Source organism: Alterinioella sp., assembly GCF_058343375.1.
The window spans coordinates 1-14995 of the sequence record NZ_JBTUJH010000024.1; the positions used below are offsets into that span (position 1 = coordinate 1).

Consider the following 14995-nt stretch of genomic DNA (forward strand, 5'->3'; position numbering starts at 1 on the left):
AACCGCGTCAGATCGGCCTCCAGCGGCGTCGCGTCGCGGCCAAGTTCGGTGCCGAAGGCGCGATAGGATTTTTCCTGCCGCAGCCAGTTTTGCGCCCGCGCCCCGACCAGCTTCAGCCCGTGTTTCTCGCCAGCTTTTTCCAGCAGGTCAAAGAGATAGGTCTGCATCTCGATCGGGTGGTGCAGTTCCCAGCCCAATTCGCCGGTATAGGCCACCCGGATGGCGTTGACCGGGCACATGCCAAGTTCGATCCTGCGCGCGGTCAACCAGGGAAACCGCTTGTTCGAGAGGGCGGTTTCCGGGTCGGCATCCTTGATGACATCTTTCAGAACATCGCGGGATTTCGGGCCTGCGATGGCGAAAACACCCCACGCGGTCGTGACATCCTGGATCTCGATATAGCCGAATTCGCCCGCCTTGTCGGCGGCCGCCTTGCGCAGAAAATCGGAATCATATTCGGCCCAGGCCCCGGCGGACACGAGGTAATAGTCATCCTCGCCATTGCGCAGGATGGTATATTCGGTGCGCGTCGTGCCATGCGCGGTCAAGGCATAGGTCAGGTTGATGCGACCCACTTTCGGCAGTGTGTTGCAGGTGAACCAGTCCAGGAACTCCGTCGCGCCGGGGCCCTTGACCACATGTTTGGAAAAGGCAGTGGCGTCGATCAGCCCGACCCCTTCGCGGATCGCCTTGGCCTCCTCGACCGCATATTGCCACCAGCCGCCCCGGCGAAAGGACCGCGCGTCATGGTCGAAATTATCGGGCGCATCGCGCGGTCCGAAATAATTCGGGCGTTCCCAGCCATTGACCCAGCCGAACTGCGCCCCGCGTGCGGCCTGCCGGTCATAGGCCGGGGACGTGCGCAACGGGCGGCAGGCCGGGCGTTCTTCATCGGGGTGATGCAGGACATAGACGTGGTCGTAGCATTCCTCGTTCTTGCGGGCGGCAAATTCGGTGGTCATCCAGCTCTGCGAATAGCGTTTGGGGTCAAGCGAGGCCATGTCGATCTCGGCCTCGCCATCGACCATCATCTGGGCCAGGTAATAGCCGGTGCCGCCTGCGGCCGTGATGCCAAAGCTGAACCCTTCGGCCAGCCACATATTGCGCAGGCCCGGTGCCGGGCCGAGCAACGGGTTGCCATCAGGGGTGTAGCAGATCGGGCCGTTGAAATCATCCTTCAACCCGCTTTGCCCGCAAGACGGCACCCGGTGAATCATCGCCATATATTGCTCTTCGATGCGCTCCAGATCGAGCGGAAAGAGATCGGCGCGGAAGCTATCGGGCACGCCGAATTCAAAACAGGCCGGGGCCCCCTTTTCATAGACCCCCAGGATCCAGCCGCCGCGTTCCTCGCGCACGTAAGATTGCGCATCGGCGTCGCGGACAACCGGGTGCTCGGCCCCGCCCGCGGCCCGGTATTTCAGCAGTTCGGGATCCTTGTCCAGAACGATGAACTGATGCTCGACCGGAATCGCCGGGATCTTGATGCCGAGCATTTTTGCGGTCCGCTGCGCGTGGTTGCCCGAGGCGGTGACGACATGTTCGGCGGTGATCACGACCTGTTCATCCGACGCCACCAGATTGCCACCCTTCTCCACCATCTTCGTGCAGGTGACCTCCCAGGCGGTCCCGGTCCAGTGAAAGGCATCTGCCTGCCATTTACGCTCGATCATCACGCCGCGCTGGCGGGCCCCCTTGGCCATCGCCTGGGTCATGTCAGCGGGGTTAATATAGCCATCGGTCTGGTGATAGATTGCGCCCTTCAGATCCGATGTTTCGATCAGCGGCCAGCGGGCCTTGATCTCATCGGGCGTCAGCCACTGATAGGGCACGCCGCAAGTTTCGGCGGTCGAGGCGTAGAGCATATATTCATCCATCCGCGCCTGCGTTTGCGCCATGCGCAGGTTTCCGACCACGGCAAAGCCCGCATTCAGACCGGTTTCCGCCTCCAGCTGTTTGTAGAACTCGACCGAATACTGGTGGATATGGGTGGCGGCAAAGGACATGTTGAAAAGCGGCAACAGCCCCGCCGCGTGCCAGGTCGAGCCGGAGGTCAGCTCGTCGCGTTCCAGCAGCATCACATCGTCCCAACCGGCGCGGGCCAGATGATAGGCAATCGAGGTTCCGACGGCACCGCCGCCAATAACAAGGGCTTTCACATTGGTCTTCATGGGCGCGACGCTCCGGCTTGAGGGCTGATCCTTGACCCATGGTTTACGGCCCAAACTCATCCCACGCCCATGGCGCACCCGACGCGATTGCACTCAAAACCGACGCTGGACCGCCCGTCCCCACTTCTGGCAGGCGTCACAGCTGTTTCCCAAACCGATGGGCACCCTGGATCTTCTGGCTGCCTGCGCTGGAATGGCACCGGGGAATGCCGGAGTTTCACCTCAAGACCAGCAGCGCTCCGGCAGGGATATCGAGTGGGGGGCACAACATGATCCGGCGCAACAATTCCCGACCATGCAGGCCGGGATTGTTGCGGAAACCCCACGGTCACACGTCCCGCAAATCACGTGCTCCTCCGCCCTGGCGGCCACACCATCTACCCCACGGATTTGCGCAACACCGCCATCACCGACCACAGCAACACCAAAGGCAACACCAACGTGCGCAGCACAAATATCCCGATAATCGTCAACGTGGCACCAAACAGCGCATCCGCCTGCGCGGTGAACACAGAGGCCGCCGCGATATAGTTCTGCGCCACGTCCCGCGTGTTGACGATACCGTCCCACACCCCACTCACACCGTCCACCACCCCACTCACAGTCGCCCGGAAACCCGACAACACCCCCGTGGGCTCATCCCCCGCACCCGCCAGCACCTCTTCCCCACCACCGCCGATCAGCACCTGCGCCTCAGCGGTGACCGCCTCCAGCCGCGCCATTGCCGCGTCCCATTGCGGCGCGGTTGCGCGCTCGCCCAGCCACACACCACCCGCAAACACCAATGGCAACACCAGCCCCAACGCCGCGCCCAATCGCACGGCCCGCAGGCTTGCCGCTGCACCCGAGCCATGGCCCGCAAGCCGCGCGGCCCCAAAGCCGAACAGGCCGATGCCCAGCACAACCAGCCCGATTGCCGCCACCGGCTCCAGCCCGACAACCGCCAACGCCGCGCCCGCAGCGACGGCGAACACCACGGTCGCCACCCGTTCCACCGTGTCGTCCACCGGCTCCAGCACTTTCCACGGTTGCAACGATACCTGCACTCCGATGGAGGCGCCGATCTCCGCTTCCTGCACTGTTGACAGCACCGCATTGATCGCGCGCAAGGACACATACACCCCGGCAGTGACCAACGCGATTTCCTCTGCTGCCGCAACGGCGGGTGGCAACGCAGGGTTCAATCCACCGTTCCCCGACAGTTCCAGCAGTCCAATGATAAGCGCCAGGGGTCCGGCCAAGACGAACAGCAAGGCCCATAGCGCAGACCGTTTGGCCGGTAACGCGCGCCCTGCCCCGCCGCGCCCCCCACCTTTGCCACCGTCGCGCCCGCCGCCCCCGCCACCACGTTCCGGGCGCAACAAGGGGCGTGAGACCTCCTCCACTGAAGCGGCCTGTCGCGCAGACTCCGACCTTTCGGTATCTCCCGGGCGGCTCACAACATGCTCGGCACGACCAGATCGGGCGGCCGGTGACCATCTGCGAAGGTCTTGATATTGATCAGAACTTTCTCACCCATCTCGACCCTTCCTTCCACCGTGGCAGACCCCATATGCGGCAGCAGCACCACATTGCTCAGCTCGCGCAGGCGCGGGTTCACATCCTTGCCATGTTCGAACACATCCAGACCCGCACCGGAAATCCCACCTGTGCGCAGCATCCGCGTCAGCGCGTTTTCGTCGATCACCTCCCCGCGCGAAGTGTTCACGATGACGGCGGAGGGTTTCATCAGTTTCAGCCGCCGCGCATTCATCAGATGGAAGGTCGAAGGCGTGTGCGGGCAGTTGATCGACAAGATATCGACCCGCGCAATCATCTGGTCGAGACTCTCCCAATAGGTCGCTTCCAGTTCGGCCTCGATATCCTCATGCAGACGGCGGCGGTTGTGGTAATGGACCTGCATGCCGAACACGGCGGCGCGGCGCGCCACCGCCTGCCCGATCCGGCCCATACCCAGTATTCCAAGCCGCTTGCCGCCGATGCGCCCGCCCATGAAGGCCGTCGGCGCCCAGCCTTTCCATTTGCCGGCCTGCATGGTGGCCAGACCTTCGGGGATACGGCGGGTCACGGCCAGGATCAGCGCCAGGGTCATATCGGCGGTATCTTCGGTCACCACGCCGGGCGTATTGGAGACCAGAATGCCGCGCTGACGCGCCGTGTGCACGTCGATATGATCAACCCCCGCGCCATAATTGGCGATCAGTTTCAGTTTTTCACCCGCCTGCCCAAGCAGCCCGGCGTCGATTGTATCGGTCACGCAGGGCACCAGAATATCGGTCCGACGCATGGCCGCCACCAGGTCCTCGCGGCTCATCTGGGTATCGACGTCGCGCAATTCGACATCAAACAGTTCCGACATCCGTGTTTCGACGGCTTCGGGCAACCGTCGCGTTACGACAACACTCAGCTTCTGACCTGGCATGGCACATATCCCCTTACTGGCTTTGCAAGCCTTTCCATGACATTCTCTTATCCAGGTTGGGCGCGCAAGGCAGAGCGCGCAAACAGCGAAAAAAACACCCATGAGGCCCCTAATAATCGGGCCCAACGAGCAGGCAAGTTTGACCATGAAACGCATCTGGACGGGCGTCGTTCTGGCTTTGGCCCTTTCTCTGGGTGCCGGCGGCGCGGGGGGCACGCCGGCGCAGCGGCCGAACCCATCGGCCGAGGATTCCGATATCGGCCCGGTGACCGGGCTTCCCATTCCCCGCTTTGTGTCGATCAAGGCGGCCGAGGCCTTTGCCCGGCGCGGGCCGTCGCGCAGCCACCGCATCGACTGGGTGTTTCAGCGCCGCAACATGCCGATTCAGATCGTCGCCGAATATGGCCATTGGCGCCGGGTGGTCGACCGCGACGGGGCCGGCGGCTGGATGCATTATGCGATGCTGTCGGGCGTGCGCACGGCCATTGTGGAGGTTGACATGCTGGAATTGCGCGCCCGCCCCGACCCCGAGGCACCGGTGCGCGCACAGGCCGAATTGGGCGTTGTCGCCTTTGTCGAGGAATGCGCCGATAGCTGGTGCCTGCTGGAGGTCGGTGGCCGCAGCGGATGGGTCCGTGACGACACGATATGGGGCGTCGAGCCCGGCGTCGATTTTGACTGACAGCGCCCTATCCGGGGCAAAGATCTATGCCGCCAGCCCGCGCCCTTTCAACAGCGCCTCCACCCCCGGCATCCGGCCACGAAACGCGGTGTAAAGCGCATCGGCCTCCTGACTGCCACCGGCCGACAGGATGAATGTCTCCAGCTTTTTAGCGGTTTCCGCATCGAACGGATCGCCGGTTTCCTCAAAGGCCTGAAACGCATCCGCATCCATCACCTCGGACCACATGTAGCTGTAATAGCCCGAGGAATAGCCGTCGCCGGCAAAGACATGCGCGAATTGCGGTGTGGCGTGGCGCATGGCGATCGCGGCGGGCATCTTGATGCGGGCCAGTGTGCGCGCCTGGGCCGCCATCGGGTCGGCCGGGGCCGGGCCATCATGGAAATCCAGATCGACCAGCGCCGAGGCGATATATTCCACCGTCTGAAACCCCATGTCATAGGTCTGCGCCGCCAATAGGCGTTTGAGCAGATCGGGCGGCATCGGCTGGCCGGTTTCAGCATGCAGCGCGTGTTTTTCCAGCACCTGCGGCAGGTCCAGCCAATGCTCAAACAACTGGCTTGGCAATTCCACGAAATCGCGCGCCACGGAAGTGCCCGAGATCGAGCCATAGGTGACATCCGACAGCATCTGATGCAGCGCGTGGCCAAATTCATGAAACAGGGTGCGGGCGTCGTCATAGGAGAGCAGCGCCGGATCGCCTTTGGCGAAATTGCAGACATTGACCACGATGGGCCGGATCTCACCGTCCAGCTTTGACTGGCTGCGCATCGCCGAACACCACGCGCCCGAGCGTTTCGATCCGCGGGCGAAGTAATCGCCCAGAAAAACCGCCATGTGACGCCCGTTCCGGGTTACCTCCCAGGCGCGGACATCCGGGTGATACATCGGCGCGTCAAGCGGGGTAAATTCCAGCCCGAACAGGCGATGGGCGCAATCGAAAGCGGCCTCGATCATCCGGTCGAGCTGAAAATAGGGTTTCAGCGCCGCCTCATCGAGATCATGTTCGGCGCGGCGGCGTTTTTCGGAATAATAGCGCCAATCCCAGGGTGCCAGATCGCCGTTGACCCCATCGGCCCGCATCATCGCGGTCAGGGTGGCGGCATCGGTTTCGGCCTGCGCCCGGGCCGGTTCCCAGACCTGCATCAGCAGATCGCGCACATTGGCGGGAGTTGCGGCCATTTCGGTTTCCAGCTTGTAGGCGGCAAAGCTGTCATAGCCCAGAAGTGCGGCGCGTTCCTGCCTCAGCGCCAGAGTTTCGGCCGCAATCGCCCGGTTATCGGTGTCGCCGCCATTGGCCCCGCGCAGACTCCAGGCCTTTTGCGCCTTTTCGCGCAGATCACGGCGCGGCGAGAACTGCAAGAACGGCACGATCAGCGAGCGCGACAGGGTTACCACCGGGCCTTTCGCGCCCTTTTCGCGGCCTGCGGCCCGGGCAGCGTCGATGACAAAATCGGGCAAGCCTTGCAGATCCGCCTCAGCCAGGTCCATGAACCAGCCGCGTTCCTCGGCCAGCAGGTTCTGCATGAAACTGGTGCCCAGAACCGCGAGCCGCGCCTTGATTTCGGTCAGGCGGTCCCGGTCGGCAGCGTCCAAGGCGGCCCCGGCGCGGATGAAGGAGCGATGTGTCAACATCAGAACCCGGGCCTGTTCATCGCTCAGGCCAAGGCTGTCGCGGGTCTGCCAAAGCGTGCTTATGCGGCCCCAGAGCGCCTGATTATTGGTGATCTCGGAGGACAGCGCCGACAATTTCGGGGCCATGTCGCGCTGCAGCGCCTCGCGGGTCGGGTTGGCATCGGCACCGGCAAGGTTGAAAAACACGCCTGCGACGCGGTCGAGCAGATGATCGGCGCGTTCCAGCGCTTCGATCGTATTGGCGAATGTGGGCGGTTCGGGGCTGTCGGCGATGGCCAGCATTGCCGCGCGGGACTGATCGATGGCAGCCTCCAGCGCCGGAGCGAAATGCGCATCCTCGATGGCCTCGAACGGGGGCAAGCCGAAGGGTGTGGTCCAGTCTTGCAGCAGCGGGTTGGTCATGGATGTCTCCTTTGGCTCGCAAGATAGGCAGGCATGGTGGCGGGTGCGAGGGCGGCGGTCGGGCCAAACGCGGACAGGGCCAGCGCGGCGGCAGGGCAAGAGGGCTCTAGCCGCCACAGACCGCGCAATCGGGGTTTCGCTTGACCGCGATAATCCGGGTGTCGGCATAAAGCGCGTCAAAGATCAGCATCCGACCCCGCAACCCCTCGCCCGCTCCGGTGATATGTTTGATCGCCTCTGCCGCCATCAGCGACCCGATGATGCCCGGCAACGCGCCGATGACGCCGGTTTGCGAACAGGTGGCGGCCTGGCCCGGCCCGGGGGCTTGCGGAAAGATGCAGGCCATGCAGGGCGCGCCATGGGCCGGATCGAACAGGGTCACCTGCCCTTCCCAGGCCGAAATGGCCCCTGACACGACCGGCGTTTCCACGGCATATGCAACCCGGTTGATCAGGTCGCGGGTGGCGAAACTGTCGGTGCCATCGAGGATAAGGTCATACGCACCGAACAGCTCCGGCGCTATTTCGGCGGTCAGTTCGCGGTGATAGGGCCGAATATCGATATGCGGGTTCAGCGCCTCCATTCGCTCCTGCGCCGAAAACACCTTGGCCATGCCTTGCGCCGCGTCGGTATGGATAATCTGGCGCTGCAGATTGCTGAGATCAACGTCATCATGGTCGATGATGCCGATCCTGCCCACACCCGCGGCGGCGAGATAGAGCAGCGCCGGTGATCCAAGCCCGCCCGCGCCCACCACCAGCACCTTGGCCGCTTTCAGTTTGCGCTGACCGGTGCCGCCGATCTCCCGCAGGGTGATGTGGCGGGCATAGCGCTCCAGCTCTCCTTCTGAAAACGGGCTGGTTGCGGAGGACGGCACCTCGGCCTGGCGCGCCGCCTCGGCCTGGTCAGCCCGGGCGCGCAACATCCGCAACCCCTGACGATAGAACAGCACCAGCGCCGCCAGCCCGGCCAGCATCAGCCAGGAACCCGCAGATCCACCGGTGGCATCGCGCAACGGGTGCCCGTCAGGCAGCACCAGCTGAATGGCGATCACCGCCAGAAACAGCAGCCCCAACAGGATCAGCCGGACCCGGGTTGGGACTTTCATGGCCCATCCCAGCCCCCAGATCGCGCCCGCCATGACCAGAACCAACCCCATCAGCCCGCCCCGGTGGAACCAAAGCCGCCCGCGCCCCGATCCGTGTCAGACAAAACCTCAGCCAGCGAAAATTCGGCCTGAACCACGGGCGCGATAACGGCCTGCGCGATGCGGGTGCCATGCGTGATATGTGCAGGCTCCTGCCCCAGATTGATCAGCAAAACACCCAACGGCCCGCGATAATCACTGTCGATCGTGCCGGGCGTATTGGGCAGTGACAGACCGTGTTTCAGCGCCAGCCCGGATCGCGGCCGGATCTGCATCTCGAACCCGGCAGGGATCTCGACCCGCAGCCCGGTGGGGATGATGCGACGATCCATCGGGGCCAATACCAGGCCCGCGCCGCGCTCTGCCACGGCGAAATTTGCCCGCAGATCAGCCCCCGCAGCGCCCGCCGTCGCATAGCATGGCAACGCGATCTCCGGATCGGCCCAAGCCTCTCGCACCACCTTGACGCTCAGGCGCATCGCCCCTCCTTCTTCTTTGCCAAAATACTCAAAATCCAACGCTGCACCACTGATCAACTTCGAACACCGGCATCCCATCAACCACCGCCAAGCGCATCCGCGATCCGGCGCGCCAGCCTGCGGGCGGTTTCCGCCTTGCTCAGACGCGGCCAATCCTCGACCCCGTCGGCGGTAATGATACTGACCATGTTTTCCGCCCCGCCCATGATGCCGGTTTCCGGCGAGACATCATTGGCGATGATCCAGTCACAGCCCTTGCGGATGCGTTTGGCGGTGGCGTTGGCCGTCACGTCATCGGTTTCGGCGGCAAAACCCACCACAAGGCCCGGCCGCCCCGCGCCCATTTGCGCCACGGTTTTCAGAATGTCGGGATTTTCCGCAAATTCCAGCGCCGCAAACCCGCCGCCCTCAGCCTTTTTGATCTTGCGGTCGGTCGCATTGGCGACATGCCAATCGGCAACTGCGGCGGCAAAGATGGCGGCATCGGCAGGCAGCGCTCCTTGGGTGGCCGTCAGCATCTGGCGCGCGGTTTGCACCCGGGTGACCTCGACCCCGGCAGGCGGCGGCACGGCTGCCGGGCCGGTGACAAAGCTGACCCGCGCGCCCAGATCGCGGAGTGCTGCTGCCAGCGCCGCCCCTTGCGCGCCCGAGGATCGGTTGGCGATATAGCGCACCGGGTCAATCGGCTCATGGGTCGGGCCGGAGGTGACCAGAACATGTTTGCCGGCAAGCGGCCCATCGCTCAGCGCGGCCCGCGCGGCCTCGACAATCGCGCCCACTTCGGCCATCCGGCCGGGGCCGAACTCACCGCAGGCCATCGCGCCCTCATCGGGGCCCACGACCAGCACGCCATCGCCTTGCAGCGTGGCCAGATTGCGCTGCGTGGCGGCATGTTCCCACATCCGCACATTCATCGCCGGCGCGATCAGCACCTGTTTGTCGGTGGCCATCAGCAGCGTCGAGGCCAGATCATTGGCCAGCCCCGCCGCCATCTTGGCCATCAGATCGGCGGTGGCGGGTGCGACCAGCACCAGATCGGCGGCGCGGCTCAGCTCGATATGGCCCATCTCGGCCTCATCGGTCAGATCAAAGAGATCGCGATAGACCTTTTCGGCGGCCAGCGCCGAGGCCGATAGCGGCGTCACGAATTCCTCCGCCGCACGGGTCAGCACCGGGGTCACGGCGGCACCCTGATCGCGCAGTCGCCGGATCAGGTCGAGCGATTTGAAACCCGCGATGCCACCGCCGATGATCAGTAGAATGCGCTTGTCCGACAGCATGTTGCCCCCTCACGTTGGCCAAGAGTTAAGCGCTTGCCGGCGCGAACTCAATCGAAATGGCCCCCTAAGCGTGGGTTTGCCGGCCTGATCCTGGCGGAACCCGGCACAGGGGGGCGCGGGGTCGACAATCGGGCAGGCCAAGGCCATCGTAGATTTCTTCCAGGAAAGCATCCGGAAGATCCAGCGCGGAAACACCGGTCCGCGTATTTTGCCAAAGGGCACCGAAATTGTGATAGGGCAAGCACAGCAGACCAGCACCGAAAACGATTGGACTAAAGGGGACCAAGACTATGAAAGTTCGTATAGGGACCGCACAGGAGACGCCTTTCCAGCCGCACTACGTCGGGGTCGGACGGCCCTTCAACAAAGATGGTTCGAAGATCTTGCCCACGAAGAGCGTCGAGCGGCGGCAAATAACGAACGAAGAGCTACAGCTCGCGCTCGATCCGCAGGCAGTATATCGTTCGCAGATGCAGAAGAAAACCTGACCCTCACGCCCTGGTCGGCGCAGCCACCGGCAAAATGGGGGCATGTGCCTTTCGGCACCAGTGCCTTCATCAACGCGGCGCGCGCGATCCGGGGCGCGGCGGCAAAGAGGCTGGTCAGCTTGAAAAGCGAATGCCATAAGCCCCTTCTGAATGTGATCTGACCGGGCTTCCCCGCGACAGGGCGGACCGGGGTTTCGGAACTATGGAGGCTGCCATGGCCCTTGCCGCGCTTTCCCTGATTCTGGGCGGTGCCGCATCCGGCAAATCATCCTATGGCGAGGCCTTGCTGCGCGCCGCGCCCGGCAGCCGGGTCTATATCGCCACGGCGCAAGGCTTCGACGCGGAAATGCAGGCCAGGATCGCGGCCCACAAGGCGGCGCGCGCCGGCGATGGCTGGCGCACGATCGAGGCCCCTCTGGATCTGGCGGGCGCGCTGGCGGAAATCGGCGCGGGCGAGGTCGTGTTGCTGGATTGCGCCACGCTTTGGCTGAGCAATGTGATGCTGGCGGGCCGCGATTGGCAGGAAGAGGCAACCGCCCTGATCGCAGCGCTGGCCGCCTGCCCGGCCCCGGTGGTCGTGGTCAGCAATGAAACCGGTCAGGGCATCGTGCCCGACAATCAACTGGCGCGCAGATTTCGCGACGCGCAGGGCGAGCTGAATCAGCAACTGGCGGGCCAGGCCCAGTTTGTGGCGGTGGTGATGGCCGGTTTGCCCATGGTGCTGAAAGGCGAAGCGCCATGACCGTCTGGCATTGGGTGCGCCACGGACCGACGCATGAGAAAGCCTTTGTCGGGTGGCGCGACGTGCCCGCGGACCTGTCTGATCGCGCGCAGATTTCCCGGCTGGACGCGCATCTGCCCAAACCCGCGCTGCTGGTCTCCTCCGACCTGATCCGCTCCGTTGCCACGGCGGATATGCTGGGGCCGGGCCGCGCCCGCCTGCCGCATGACGCAAGGATCCGGGAATTCGATTTCGGCGATTGGGACGGGCAACGCTTTGACGACATCGCCCGGACGCATCCGGATCTGAGCCGCCGCTATTGGGAAGACCCCGGCGATGTCGCGGCCCCGGGCGGCGAAAGCTGGAATGATGTCGCGGCGCGGGTGGCGGAATTTGTCGATCGGGTGAATGCCAGCCACCCGGCCGACCATATCATCGCGGTGGCCCATAGCGGGGTGATCCTGACCCAGATCCAGCGGGCGGCGGGCGGCACCGCCCATGCCGCGCTGGCGCATGAGATCGGCAACCTGTCGGTGACGCGGCTGATCCATGATGGCGGCTGGCGGGTGGGCGTGATCAATCATATTCCGTGATCGGCGCTGCCACGCATTTGCATTGGACAGGGGGGCGCATTCACGCTTGGATGACACCATGAGTTACCGCTTGCTGATCGCCGATAAATCCTCTTCAAGCTGGTCGTTGCGCGGCTGGCTGTCCTTTTCCGCCTTCGACATCCCCTGTGAGGTGACATCGACCCGCATGTATTGCGATGATTTCGCCCGCGACCTGGCGGCGTTCACCGCCGCGCCGGTCCGCACGGTTCCACTGGTGCAAACACCCGAGGGCGGGCTTCTGAGCGACAGCCTCGCCATTGCCTGGCACCTGACCGAGGCCTTCCCGGATCGTGGCCTGTTGCCGTCCGACCCCGTGGCCCGCGCCGATGCGCAAAGCCTGATGGCCGAAATGCATTCCGGGTTTTCAGCCCTGCGCAATGATTGCCCGATGAACCTGCGCACCGGCTGGGCCGGGTTTCAGCCCGGCGCGGCGGTTCTGGCCGATCTGGCGCGGGTCGAGACATTGTGGGCGCGGGCCTTTGCGGCGCATGGCGGGCCGTGGCTATGTGGGGGCTATTCATTGGCCGATGTGTTCTTTGCGCCGCTGGCCACCAGGGTCGTGACCTATGGCTTGCCGGTCTCCGACATGGCGCGCGCCTATATCGGCCGCCACCTGGCGCATCCCCGGTTCGTGGAATGGCGCGCCGCGGGGCTGGCGGAAGGCCCCGATCAACCCAGCAATGACATGGGCCTGCCGCGCCGGGAATTTGCGCTTTCCTGAGCCGCGATTAACCTTTCGCTAACCTGGCCGCGCTAGGCGTTAACCATGCTTGATGCTCCGCGCCCCGAAAGCCTTGCCCGCACCTCAACCGTCGCGTTCGAAGGGCTGGAGGCGCGCCGGGTCGAGGTGCAATGCGCAATCACCCCCGGCCTGCCCGCCTTTTCCATCGTCGGCCTGCCCGACAAGGCAGTTTCCGAGGCGCGTGACCGGGTGCGCACGGCGCTCAGCACCATGGCCATCGCGCTGCCGTCAAAACGGGTGACGATCAACCTGTCGCCGGCCGACCTGCCCAAGATCGGCTCGCATTTCGATCTGCCGATCGCGCTGGCGTTGCTGGGCGCACTTGGCGTGGTCCCGCGCGCGCGTGTCGAGGCCGCGATGAGCCTGGGCGAAATGTCGCTGGACGGCGCGCTGGTCGGCGTCATCGGGGCCCTGCCCACGGCGCTTGCGGCGGGCGAAGACGGGCGGGCGCTGTTTTGCCCTGCCGCCTGCGGCGCGGAAGCCGCCTGGGTCGGGGCCACGCCGGTCTATGCCGGTCGCAACCTGGCCGAGATCATCGCCCATCTGACCGACCGCGCACCGCTGCCGCCCGCCGAACCCGGCGAGGTGATCCCCGAAGCGTCCAGCAAGGACCTGCGCGAAGTGCGCGGCCAGGAGCGCGCAAAACGGGCGCTGGAAATAGCTGCTGCCGGGCGCCACCATTTCCTGATGGTCGGGTCACCGGGATCCGGAAAATCCATGTTGGCGGCGCGATTGCCGGGATTGATGCCGCCGCTGACGGCCCCCGAAGCGCTGGAAACCTCGATGATCCATTCGCTGGCCGGGCTGTTGACCGAGGGCGGAATTTCACGGGCCAGACCGTTTCGCGCGCCGCATCACACCGCCTCGATGGCGGCAATTGTCGGCGGTGGGCGCAATGCCAAACCGGGCGAAATCAGCCTGGCCCATAATGGCGTGCTGTTTCTGGATGAATTTCCCGAATATGCCCGGCCGGTGCTGGAAACCCTGCGCCAACCGATCGAAACCGGCGATGTCGTGGTGGCGCGCGCCAATGCGCATGTGACCTATCCCTGCCGGTTCCTGCTGATTGCCGCCGCCAATCCCTGTCGCTGTGGCCATCTCTATGATGCCGATCAGGCTTGCGGGCGGGCCCCGCTCTGTGGCGAGGATTATCTGGGCCGCATTTCGGGGCCGCTGATGGACCGGTTCGACCTGCGGCTGGAAGTGCCGCCGGTCGGCTTCACCGATCTCGATCTGCCGCCTTCGGGCGATGACACGGCCACGGTTGCGGCCCGGATCAAGGCCGCGCGCGCGGTCCAGACGGCACGTTTTGACGGGCTCGGCGTGACGGCGCGCGTCAATGCCGATGCCGATGGCGCGCTGCTGGAGGAGGTGGCGACGCCAAATAGCGAAGGCCGGGACATGCTGCTGAAGGCCGCCGAGAAGTTCCGCCTGTCGGCGCGCGGCTATCACCGCATCCTGCGGGTGGCGCGCACCATTGCCGATCTGGAAGGCTCGGGCGGCGTGGCCATGCCCCATATCGCCGAAGCGCTCAGCTTTCGCCTGATTGCAGCGCGCAACTGAGGGCGGCTCAGGCCCGTTTCGCCTCGATCACCGTCCAGATCATTTCGGCGATATTGACGCCGTCATAGCGCTCAAGCTCCTGAATACCGGTGGGCGAGGTCAGGTTGATCTCGGTCAGCCAGCCGCCGATCACGTCGATGCCCACGAAAACCTGGCCCCTTTCGCGCAGCAACGGGCCGATGCGGGCGCAGATTTCCAGGTCGCGCGCAGTCAGGGTGGTTTTCTCGGGCCGCCCGCCGACATGCATGTTCGACCGCGTTTCGCCCTTGGCAGGCACCCGGTTGATGCCGCCGACAGCCTCACCATCGATCAGGATGATGCGCTTGTCTCCGGCCGCCACATCGGGCAGGAATTTCTGCGCGATCAGCGGCTCGCGATTGATGCTGGCAAACAGCTCATGCAGCGAATTGAGGTTGCGGTCATCCTGCGTCAGGCGAAACACGCCCGCCCCGCCATTGCCATAGAGCGGCTTCAGGATGATATCGCCATGGCGCGCCTTGAAGGCCTTGAGCGTGTCCAGATCGCGGGCCACCGTCGTCGGCGGGGTAAGGTCTGGAAAATCCAGAACCAGCAGTTTTTCGGGGTAGTTGCGAACCCAGAACGGATCATTCACCACCAGCGTGGCGGGGTGGATGCGATCCAGGATATG

General features: G+C 64.5%; 14 protein-coding genes. 6 read left to right on the forward strand and 8 right to left on the reverse strand.

What is annotated here, in order from left to right; all coding sequences use genetic code 11:
• The 3 genes from ACW8PS_RS04795 to ACW8PS_RS04805 all read right to left on the reverse strand — a co-directional run.
• On the reverse strand, nt 1–2171 hold a 2171-nt coding region (locus tag ACW8PS_RS04795), incomplete at its 3' end, for a GcvT family protein (RefSeq protein ID WP_491526161.1).
• 377 nt (nt 2172–2548) lie between these two features.
• Entirely contained in the window at nt 2549–3355 is an 807-nt protein-coding gene (locus ACW8PS_RS04800; protein WP_491526162.1) for a hypothetical protein, read from the reverse strand.
• 251 nt (nt 3356–3606) lie between these two features.
• On the reverse strand, nt 3607–4593 hold the full coding sequence (locus ACW8PS_RS04805; protein WP_491526163.1) for a 2-hydroxyacid dehydrogenase: 987 nt from the start codon (nt 4591–4593) through the stop codon (nt 3607–3609).
• 145 nt (nt 4594–4738) lie between these two features.
• Between ACW8PS_RS04805 and ACW8PS_RS04810 the strand changes: the two genes are divergently transcribed.
• Nucleotides 4739–5275: an SH3 domain-containing protein gene (locus ACW8PS_RS04810; protein ID WP_491526164.1), complete on the forward strand. Its 537-nt coding sequence runs from the start codon at nt 4739–4741 to the stop codon at nt 5273–5275.
• A gap of 24 nt (nt 5276–5299) precedes the next feature.
• Here the strand turns inward: ACW8PS_RS04810 and ACW8PS_RS04815 are convergent, their stop codons facing one another.
• The 4 genes from ACW8PS_RS04815 to coaBC form a co-directional block, all read right to left on the reverse strand.
• Nucleotides 5300–7312 (reverse strand): M3 family metallopeptidase, encoded by a 2013-nt coding sequence (locus ACW8PS_RS04815; RefSeq protein ID WP_491526165.1) that lies wholly within the window; start codon nt 7310–7312, stop codon nt 5300–5302.
• Between the two features lie 106 nt (nt 7313–7418).
• Nucleotides 7419–8471, reverse strand: a complete 1053-nt coding sequence (locus ACW8PS_RS04820) for a HesA/MoeB/ThiF family protein (RefSeq protein WP_491526166.1) — start codon at nt 8469–8471, stop codon at nt 7419–7421.
• A complete protein-coding gene (dut, locus tag ACW8PS_RS04825; protein ID WP_491526167.1) occupies nt 8471–8938 on the reverse strand; it encodes a dUTP diphosphatase in 468 nt (155 codons plus the stop codon). Before dut ends, ACW8PS_RS04820 begins: the two co-directional genes overlap by 1 nt.
• Nucleotides 8939–9015: 77 nt before the next feature.
• Complete coding sequence (gene coaBC / locus ACW8PS_RS04830; RefSeq protein ID WP_491526168.1) at nt 9016–10218, reverse strand: bifunctional phosphopantothenoylcysteine decarboxylase/phosphopantothenate--cysteine ligase CoaBC; 1203 nt, start codon at nt 10216–10218, stop codon at nt 9016–9018.
• A gap of 290 nt (nt 10219–10508) precedes the next feature.
• On the opposite strand from coaBC, the gene ACW8PS_RS04835 reads away from it, so the two are divergent.
• The 5 genes from ACW8PS_RS04835 to ACW8PS_RS04855 all read left to right on the forward strand — a co-directional run bounded on the left by ACW8PS_RS04835 (nt 10509) and on the right by ACW8PS_RS04855 (nt 14346).
• Nucleotides 10509–10706, forward strand: coding sequence for a hypothetical protein (locus tag ACW8PS_RS04835; protein WP_491526169.1), 198 nt, complete (start codon nt 10509–10511; stop codon nt 10704–10706).
• 214 nt (nt 10707–10920) lie between these two features.
• Complete coding sequence (gene cobU / locus ACW8PS_RS04840) at nt 10921–11448, forward strand: bifunctional adenosylcobinamide kinase/adenosylcobinamide-phosphate guanylyltransferase (protein ID WP_491526170.1); 528 nt, start codon at nt 10921–10923, stop codon at nt 11446–11448.
• Nucleotides 11445–12020, forward strand: a complete 576-nt coding sequence (locus tag ACW8PS_RS04845) for a histidine phosphatase family protein (protein WP_491526171.1) — start codon at nt 11445–11447, stop codon at nt 12018–12020. Before cobU ends, ACW8PS_RS04845 begins: the two co-directional genes overlap by 4 nt.
• Nucleotides 12021–12078: 58 nt before the next feature.
• Nucleotides 12079–12762 carry a glutathione S-transferase gene (locus ACW8PS_RS04850; RefSeq protein ID WP_491526172.1) on the forward strand — a complete coding sequence of 228 codons (684 nt, stop codon included), beginning with the start codon at nt 12079–12081 and terminating at the stop codon, nt 12760–12762.
• 45 nt (nt 12763–12807) lie between these two features.
• On the forward strand, nt 12808–14346 hold the full coding sequence (locus tag ACW8PS_RS04855) for a YifB family Mg chelatase-like AAA ATPase (RefSeq protein WP_491526173.1): 1539 nt from the start codon (nt 12808–12810) through the stop codon (nt 14344–14346).
• 7 nt (nt 14347–14353) lie between these two features.
• Here the strand turns inward: ACW8PS_RS04855 and gshB are convergent.
• Nucleotides 14354–14995 (reverse strand): glutathione synthase (gshB, locus tag ACW8PS_RS04860; protein WP_491526174.1); only part of this gene is annotated, 642 nt, incomplete at its 5' end.

Bases quoted from the DNA above. Each gene is read 5' to 3' on its own strand.
- ACW8PS_RS04805 (WP_491526163.1), bottom strand. From the start codon at position 4,593: ATGCCAGGTCAGAAGCTGAGTGTTGTCGTAACGCGACGGTTGCCCGAA.
- ACW8PS_RS04810 (WP_491526164.1), top strand. From the start codon at position 4,739: ATGAAACGCATCTGGACGGGCGTCGTTCTGGCTTTGGCCCTTTCTCTG.
- ACW8PS_RS04815 (WP_491526165.1), bottom strand. From the start codon at position 7,312: ATGACCAACCCGCTGCTGCAAGACTGGACCACACCCTTCGGCTTGCCC.
- ACW8PS_RS04820 (WP_491526166.1), bottom strand. From the start codon at position 8,471: ATGGGGTTGGTTCTGGTCATGGCGGGCGCGATCTGGGGGCTGGGATGG.
- dut (WP_491526167.1), bottom strand. From the start codon at position 8,938: ATGCGCCTGAGCGTCAAGGTGGTGCGAGAGGCTTGGGCCGATCCGGAG.
- coaBC (WP_491526168.1), bottom strand. From the start codon at position 10,218: ATGCTGTCGGACAAGCGCATTCTACTGATCATCGGCGGTGGCATCGCG.
- ACW8PS_RS04835 (WP_491526169.1), top strand. From the start codon at position 10,509: ATGAAAGTTCGTATAGGGACCGCACAGGAGACGCCTTTCCAGCCGCAC.
- cobU (WP_491526170.1), top strand. From the start codon at position 10,921: ATGGCCCTTGCCGCGCTTTCCCTGATTCTGGGCGGTGCCGCATCCGGC.
- ACW8PS_RS04845 (WP_491526171.1), top strand. From the start codon at position 11,445: ATGACCGTCTGGCATTGGGTGCGCCACGGACCGACGCATGAGAAAGCC.
- ACW8PS_RS04850 (WP_491526172.1), top strand. From the start codon at position 12,079: ATGAGTTACCGCTTGCTGATCGCCGATAAATCCTCTTCAAGCTGGTCG.
- ACW8PS_RS04855 (WP_491526173.1), top strand. From the start codon at position 12,808: ATGCTTGATGCTCCGCGCCCCGAAAGCCTTGCCCGCACCTCAACCGTC.